The 5,228-nt window shown below is 70.3% G+C and carries 4 protein-coding genes; 3 read left to right on the top strand and 1 reads right to left on the bottom strand.

What is annotated here, in order from left to right:
* Window positions 1-144 precede the first annotated feature (144 nt).
* On the bottom strand, window positions 145-843 hold the full coding sequence (locus ACFWI9_RS18670) for a bifunctional DNA primase/polymerase (protein ID WP_387163274.1): 699 nt from the start codon (window positions 841-843) through the stop codon (window positions 145-147).
* A 524-nt stretch (window positions 844-1,367) separates the two neighbouring features.
* Between ACFWI9_RS18670 and ACFWI9_RS18675 the strand changes: the two genes are divergently transcribed.
* The 3 genes from ACFWI9_RS18675 to ACFWI9_RS18685 all read left to right on the top strand — a co-directional run bounded on the left by ACFWI9_RS18675 (window position 1,368) and on the right by ACFWI9_RS18685 (window position 4,979).
* Window positions 1,368-2,852: a hypothetical protein gene (locus ACFWI9_RS18675; protein ID WP_387163276.1), complete on the top strand. Its 1,485-nt coding sequence runs from the start codon at window positions 1,368-1,370 to the stop codon at window positions 2,850-2,852.
* 427 nt (window positions 2,853-3,279) lie between these two features.
* Window positions 3,280-4,644 (top strand): ammonium transporter, encoded by a 1,365-nt coding sequence (locus tag ACFWI9_RS18680; protein WP_387163278.1) that lies wholly within the window; start codon window positions 3,280-3,282, stop codon window positions 4,642-4,644.
* On the top strand, window positions 4,641-4,979 hold the full coding sequence (locus ACFWI9_RS18685; RefSeq protein ID WP_338673182.1) for a P-II family nitrogen regulator: 339 nt from the start codon (window positions 4,641-4,643) through the stop codon (window positions 4,977-4,979). Before ACFWI9_RS18680 ends, ACFWI9_RS18685 begins: the two co-directional genes overlap by 4 nt.
* The last annotated feature ends 249 nt before the right edge of the window (window positions 4,980-5,228 follow it).

Below are 5,228 nucleotides of genomic sequence, written 5' to 3' on the forward strand. Positions count from 1 at the left end.
CGCTCTCTGTCTCTCGGCGAGAGTGCGCGGCGCGCGCGGTGGCGTGGTAGCTGCTGGTCGGGTCGCGCTAGTACTGCCCCCCGCGGGCGGGGACGTTCAGTCGCGGGCGGCGCCGCCCCCCCGCCGTGCTGTGTGAAGGCGGTTCTACACCGCGGCCGAGCGGTGGCAGACATACGCCAGGGTGCCCAGCAGGAGCCGGGCCTGGGGCGGGGTCGCCGTGGTGTCCAGGGACGGCGGGCGGAGCCAGCGCACCGGTCCGAGGCCGCCGTGATCCGAGGGCGGGGCCGTGATGAAGCTGCCGGTGCTCAGGCAGTGCAGATCGAGGGCCGCGTCGTCCCAGCCCATTCGGTAGAGCAGGCCGGGCAGCTCGGACGCCGCGCCCGGGGCTACGAAGAACTGGGTGCGACCGGTCGGCGTCGCGCATACGGGCCCGAGTGGGAGGCCCATCCGCTCAAGGCGCACCAGCGCGTGCTGACCCGCGCTGAGCGCGACATCCAGCACCTCGAACGTCCGCCCCACCGGCAGCAGCACCGACGCTCCGGGCACCTCGGCCCATGCCCTGGTGGCGTCGTCCAGGGTCGCGCCCGCCGGGACCTCCGGGGCGAAGTCCAGGGGATGTGCCCCCGGGGCCGCGCATGACGCCTCACCACAGGAGCAGTGCCCCGCCGACGCCCGCGCGCCCGGTGCCACGTCCCAGCCCCACAGCCCTGTGTACTCGGCCACCGCTGTGCACTCGGTCGTGGCCGTCCGCCCGCGGCGCCATGCGCCGCCCGGCCTTCGGCCGGGGGGACCCCAAGGCCGGATCTCCCTGACCACCCGGCTGCCGCCGATCGTGAAGCCCATGCCCCCTCCAACGGGTCGAACGCGTCGGTGGTTACGACTTGGAGCGTTGTCGTGACGCAGAGTCGCGGAACCGGTCCTCCTGACCGGGCCGCAAGGCGCCTCGTGGCACTAGGGGTGGTGCGTCTCATTCCGTGCGCCCTGGCGCGCAACGCTCCGCCTGCTGCTCCGTTGTCGCATGTTGTCGCATGTCAAGTGAATCGCGCCTGGCCGCAGGAGGGTTCATTCGCAGGGGTGGCGAATGGTGGCGTTTCTGGAAACGCCATGGCCGCGCCCGTGATCGTAGGATTACTTTCAGTGCACGGACCCGAGGGGTGACGCCTTCCATGTGGGTATGCCGGAGGCACGTCGGTTTTCTGCCCCGGATTCGCGTTCGAAGGGGTGCAACTCCCTGAAGCAGGGGCAGGAACCCACCGCAGCCTGATACGGGTTCGCGTGACAGTGGTGACGCGGCAACACGGCGACACGGCACCACAGCACCAAGGCAACAGAGCGACACACGGCAACAGATAGGGGGCGGCGTTCCAGTGAGCGGCGACAGCGGCGCAGACGGTACGTCCACCGGCAAGCGCCCGAACGAGCAGCTGAGCTCGTGGTTTGTGCGCAGTGGCTGGTCCAAGGGCGAGCTGGCGCGGCAGGTGAACCGCAGGGCGCGCCAGATGGGCGCCCCCCACATCAGCACGGACACCTCACGCGTACGCCGCTGGCTGGACGGCGAGCAGCCGCGCGAGCCGATCCCGCGCATCCTCTCCGAGCTCTTCTCCGAGCGCTTCGGCAGCGTCGTCGCCATCGAGGACCTGGGGCTGCGCACAGCCCACCAGTCGCCCTCCGCGTCCGGTGTGGACCTGCCCTGGACGGGTCACCAGACCGTCTCCCTGCTCAACGAGTTCTCGCGCAGCGACCTGATGCTGGCCCGCCGCGGCTTCCTCGGCACCTCGCTCGCCCTGTCGGCGGGCCCAGCGCTCATCGAGCCCATGCAGCGCTGGCTGGTTCCCGGCCCGCCCGCCGAGCCCGCCCCGCCGCGGCCGGCGCCGGTGACGGGCTCCCAGCGCCTCTCCCCGCTCTCCGAGCCCGAGCTCGAACTGCTGGAGTCCACCACCGCGATGTTCCGCCAGTGGGACGCCCAGTGCGGCGGCGGTCTGCGGCGCAAAGCCGTCGTCGGCCAGCTCCATGAAGTGACCGACCTGCTCCAGGAGTCCCACTCCGAGCCGACCGCGAAGCGCCTGTTCCGATGCGCCGCCGAACTGGCGGAGCTCGCCGGCTGGATGAGCTACGACATCGGCCTCCAGCCCACCGCTCAGAAGTACTTCGTACTGGCACTGCACGCGGCCAAGGAGGCCGGGGACAAGCCGCTTGGCTCCTTCATCCTCTCCTCCATGAGCCGGCAGATGATCCACCTCGGCAGGGCGGACGACGCCCTGGAGCTGATCCACCTCGCCCAGTACGGCAGCCGTGACTGCGCCACCCCGCGCACCCAGGCCATGCTGTATGCGATGGAGGCCCGCGCCTACGCCAACATGGGCCAGCCCAGCAAGACCAAGCGCGCCGTCCGCATGGCGGAGGACACCTTCGCCGACGCGCTTGAGGCAAACGAGCCCGAGCCCGACTGGATCCGCTTCTTCACCGAGGCCGAGCTCAACGGCGAGAACGCCCACTCCTACCGCGACCTCGCCTATGTGGCCGGACGCAGCCCGAGCTATGTCTCGCTCGCCGAGCCCGCCATGCGGCGCGCGGTCGAGTTGTTCGCCAAGGAGCACGAGTACCAGCGCTCGTATGCGCTGAACCTCATCGGCATGGCCACGGTGCATCTGCTGAAGCGGGAGCCTGAGCAGTCCACTCAGCTCGCCGGACAGGCCCTGACGGTCGCCAGGAAGATCCGCTCGGAGCGGGTCAACACACGGCTGCGCAGGACCCTCGACATCGCGGCCAGGGACTTCGGTGACGTCCCGCAGGTCGCCGTTCTCACCGAGGTGCTCACCGCCCAGCTCCCCGAGACCGCCGAGGCAGTCTGACCTGGCGGGTCACCCACAGAACTCCGGCCGCGACGCCACCCATAACAGCCCGACTCGGCCCCCCACGCCAGGTCAACCGGGTGCGTCGCGGCCGGTCGCATGCGCCGGGCGGTGGCACGGGAGTCACTCGACCCGTCCTGGCTGGAGCCCGGCGGGGCCCCGACGCGCGTCCCGACGCCTTCTCCTCCGCCGTGGAGAGTACGCGCGTGACCTTCCCGTGACCCTTCAGTTCATCGGCGTGTAACACGTACGACCGCTTCGTCACTGCCGCGAAACATCGGGCTGCATCGGCGGAAACCGCGGCGCGCCAATCTCATGGCGCATAACCGGCCGACTCCCCGGCAGCCGCTCAGGACACTCACCCCACCGGTTGTCCAGCCAGCCCAGGCTCCGCCCGCACAGGCCGTACGACGACGAGGAGACGCCGATGCCCCCAGGCATCACGCTTGCCGCAGACGCCGAGCTGTCTGCCGCCAACACCGGGTTCATGCTCATCTGCTCCGCGCTGGTGATGCTCATGACGCCGGGCCTGGCCTTCTTCTACGGAGGTATGGTCCGGGTCAAGAGCACCCTCAACATGCTGATGATGAGCTTCATCAGCCTCGGGATCGTCACGATCCTGTGGGTGCTGTACGGCTTCAGCCTGGCCTTCGGCACCGACTCCGGCTCACTGATCGGCTGGTCGTCCGACTACGTCGGACTGAGCGGTATCGGCCTCACCGAGCTGTGGGACGGCTACACCATCCCGGTGTACGTCTTCGCCGTCTTCCAGCTGATGTTCGCGATCATCACTCCCGCCCTGATCAGCGGCGCGCTCGCGGACCGGGTGAAGTTCACCGCCTGGGCCCTGTTCATCGTCCTGTGGGTCACCGTCGTCTACTTCCCGGTCGCGCACTGGGTCTGGGGCGAGGGCGGCTGGCTGTTCGAGATGGGCGTGATCGACTTCGCCGGCGGCACCGCCGTCCACATCAACGCGGGCGCCGCGGCGCTCGGTGTGATCCTCGTGATCGGCAAGCGGGTCGGCTTCAAGAAGGACCCGATGCGCCCGCACAGCCTCCCGCTGGTGATGCTCGGCGCAGGGCTGCTGTGGTTCGGCTGGTTCGGTTTCAACGCGGGCTCCTGGCTCGGCAACGACGACGGCGTCGGCGCGGTGATGTTCGTCAACACCCAGGTCGCCACCGCCGCCGCGATGCTCGCCTGGCTCGGCTACGAGAAGATCCGCCACGGCTCCTTCACCACCCTCGGCGCCGCCTCCGGCGCGGTCGCGGGCCTGGTCGCCATCACTCCGTCCGGTGGCTCCTGCTCCCCGCTCGGCGCGATCGCCATCGGCGCCGTCGCCGGTCTGCTGTGCGCCATGGCCGTCGGCCTCAAGTACAAGTTCGGCTACGACGACTCGCTCGACGTGATCGGAGTGCACCTCGTCGGCGGTGTCATCGGCTCCCTCCTGGTCGGCTTCTTCGCCACCGGCGGTGTCCAGTCCGAGGTCAAGGGCCTCTTCTACGGCGGCGGCTTCGAGCAGCTCGGCAAGCAGGCCATCGGTGTCTTCGCGGTACTGGCCTACTCTCTGATCGTCTCCGCGATCCTCGCCTTCGTCCTCGACAAGACGATCGGTATGCGGGTCACCGAGGACGACGAGGTCTCCGGTATCGACCAGGTCGAGCACGCGGAGACCGCGTACGACTTCAGCGGAGCGGGCGGCGGAGCCGCGGCGCGCCGGAGCGCCGCCCCCGCACCGGCCGACAACGCGGCAGCCGCAGCGCAGACGAAGCAGACCAAGAAGGTGGACGCATGAAGCTCATCACCGCAGTCGTGAAGCCGCACCGGCTGGACGAGATCAAGGAGGCCCTCCAGGCCTTCGGAGTCCAGGGGCTCACCGTCACCGAGGCCAGCGGCTACGGACGGCAGCGCGGCCACACCGAGGTGTACCGCGGCGCGGAGTACACCGTGGACCTCGTGCCCAAGATCCGTATCGAGGTGCTGGCCGAGGACGACGACGCCGAACAGCTGATCGACGTGGTGGTCAAGGCCGCCAGGACGGGCAAGATCGGAGACGGCAAGGTATGGAGCGTCCCGGTCGAGACGGCGGTCCGGGTCCGCACCGGCGAACGCGGCCCCGACGCGCTCTGACCGTGCTGACGCGCTCTGGACAGCTCTGACCGCTCTGAGACGGGAGTAGCCGGGTGACGAGCCTCGATGTGACCACGGAAACGGAAGACTCGGGACCCGGCGGCTACGCGGCCGGGCCGGCGGGCCCGCCCCCCGCGAATACGCCGTGGCGGGGGCCCCGCCGGCGGGCCCCCCCGCCGGCCGGGCCGCCCGGCCCCCCGCCCGGGGCGGCGGGGGGGGGGACACCTCTCGACGTCGACCGTCGACTGG

The sequence above is a fragment of the Streptomyces sp. NPDC127084 genome (assembly GCF_042724175.1).
GTDB lineage: Bacteria > Actinomycetota > Actinomycetes > Streptomycetales > Streptomycetaceae > Streptomyces.

Bases quoted from the DNA above. Each gene is read 5' to 3' on its own strand.
- ACFWI9_RS18680 (WP_387163278.1), top strand. From the start codon at position 3,280: ATGCCCCCAGGCATCACGCTTGCCGCAGACGCCGAGCTGTCTGCCGCC.
- ACFWI9_RS18685 (WP_338673182.1), top strand. From the start codon at position 4,641: ATGAAGCTCATCACCGCAGTCGTGAAGCCGCACCGGCTGGACGAGATC.
- ACFWI9_RS18670 (WP_387163274.1), bottom strand. From the start codon at position 843: ATGGGCTTCACGATCGGCGGCAGCCGGGTGGTCAGGGAGATCCGGCCT.